General features: G+C 50.0%; 1 protein-coding gene and 1 pseudogene. Both read left to right on the top strand.

The genetic code is table 11. The annotated features are described in order from the left end of the window. Window positions 1-1360, top strand: a 1360-nt coding sequence (locus tag CINSTRO3249_RS15375; protein WP_254304262.1) for a flagellar biosynthesis protein FlhF, incomplete at its 5' end; no start/stop codon positions are given. A gap of 21 nt (window positions 1361-1381) precedes the next feature. Next, window positions 1382-1999, top strand: a pseudogene (locus tag CINSTRO3249_RS15370) (tail-specific protease); the annotation flags it as partial. Between the last annotated feature and the right edge of the window lie 126 nt (window positions 2000-2125).

The raw sequence follows: 2125 nt of genomic DNA, 5'->3' as shown, positions 1-2125 counted from the left end.
CATAGGTATCTACACATTTATCGTGATACCTGTTATTACTTTGCAGAATGATTTCAACCTATCTGTTGGCGGGATTGACTCTCGCCTTACCCGCCGATATCAGACGCTGGTTAAACAGCATATGACGCCCGCGGCTCTTCTTGCTTCTGCGGTTAAAGACCTCGCAAGTGCTCAAAAATCAACTTTCGCAACTACCCAAGCTGTCTGGCGTTTTCTGAATAATAAGCGAATTAGCTTCAGTCAACTCAATGAGCCAATTATTTCGCTAGCACTTGAGCAAATTTCGCTTAGCCCGCATCCATACGCTCTCGTTGTTCATGATTGGTCACGTTTACAATTTCTTTACCATCATGCCAAATACGGACGCTTAAAAATGACGCACGGTGGCGATGTTGGATATGAACTTCAAAGCAGCTTGCTGGTTGATGCTGGCACGGGTTTGCCAATAGCGCCTCTATCTCAGACACTTACCGATGCAACCGGTTGTCATTCAACGTTGGCGGAAGGACTGTCCGAACGGCAGACACATATGGACGCCTTGACGACCGATATTGCCCGTGTGGAATCGCTTAATATAGGTAAAAAGCTGATTCATATAATTGATAGAGAGGGTGACTCTATTGGACATATGCGGACGTTGAGTACTCAAGGAATATGCTGGCTTATCCGAGGAAAAGAAGGACATGGTGCAGAGTGGCAAGGTAATTCATTGAAAATTGGTGAGATTGCTGCTCTTCTGCCATACAACGGATGCGGACAGGTAGACTGGAAAGGGAAAAAAGCTGATATGGAAATCAGTGAAACCTCGATAGTCATAACCCGAGCTGCGCAGCAGAAGCGTAAAGATAAAGAAACCGGCCGCCGCATAAAAATCCAACCTGGAGAGCCTCTGACGGTCAGATTGGTTGTTGTTCGGCTTACGGATGATCTCGGTAATGTGGTGGGACGCTGGACGCTGCTTACAAACGTTTGCAGCGAGATCACCTGCGAGGAAGTAGCTCGTTGGTATTACTGGCGCTGGAATATTGAATCATTTTTTAAGTTGCTGAAAGGTGCCGGACATGACGTAGAAACATGGCTTCAGCGCAGCGCGCCAGCCGTACTACGCAGGTTGTTAATAGCCAGTATGGCTGCTGTTCTGGTATGGCGGCTGCAACGCGCTGAAGGAGAAGAAAATGCGGCAGCCCGCCAGCTGATATGTCGCTTGTCAGGACGACAGCAAAAGCGAGGCCGCAGAGAGAGCGCTCCTGCTCTGCTCGCTGGCTTATCCATCTTGTTGAATACACTAAAATTATTATCGGAATATAGTCTGGAAGAACTTACTCATTTAGCGAGAGTTGCTCTTAAGCCTCCTCCCTGATGTGTAGATACCTATGCCATCATGGCGGGGGCGTTGCTGGCGGGCGGAGCGATGGCGAAAGACGACATCACCCGCGCCGATCAGATACCGGCGTTAAAAGAATCAGCACAGCAGAATACGGTGAGCCAGCGCGTCAGCGCGCGGTTTACGCGTTCGCATTATCGTCAGTTCGATCTGGACGCGGCTTTCGCCGGTAAAATTTTCGACCGTTACCTGAACATGCTCGACTATAGCCACAATGTGTTGCTGGCCTCGGATATTGCGCAGGTCGCCGCCCAAAAAGCGCAGCTGGCCGATGAGTTGAAGAGCGGTAAACTGGACCTGCCGTATGCGATGTACAACCTGGCGGAAAAGCGGCGCTTCGAGCGCTATCAATATGCCCTGGCGCAGTTGAGCAAGCAGATGGACTTTAACGGTAACGGTGCCATCGAAATCGACCGCAGCAAAGCGCCCTGGCCCAAAACCACGGCCGAGCTGGACGCGCTGTGGGATGCCAAGGTGAAGTATGACGCGCTCAATCTCAAGCTCACCGGCAAAGATGAGAAAGAGATCCGCGATATCTTGACCAAGCGTTACCAGTTCGCCATTCGGCGGCTGGCGCAAAGCAATAGCGAAGACGTGTTCCAACTTATCATGAATGAATCACCCCGGATAAATTAGAGTCTATACTTTAAAAGTGGAGGTCTCTATGACAACGACCAAACGTTACTCTCCGGAAGTCCGTGAACGGGCAGTTAATCTAGTGCTGGAAACTCAGCATGAGCA

This window comes from Candidatus Sodalis sp. SoCistrobi (assembly GCF_900143145.1).
GTDB lineage: Bacteria > Pseudomonadota > Gammaproteobacteria > Enterobacterales > Enterobacteriaceae > SoCistrobi.
This window is presented reverse-complemented; position numbering and strand designations above follow the sequence as displayed.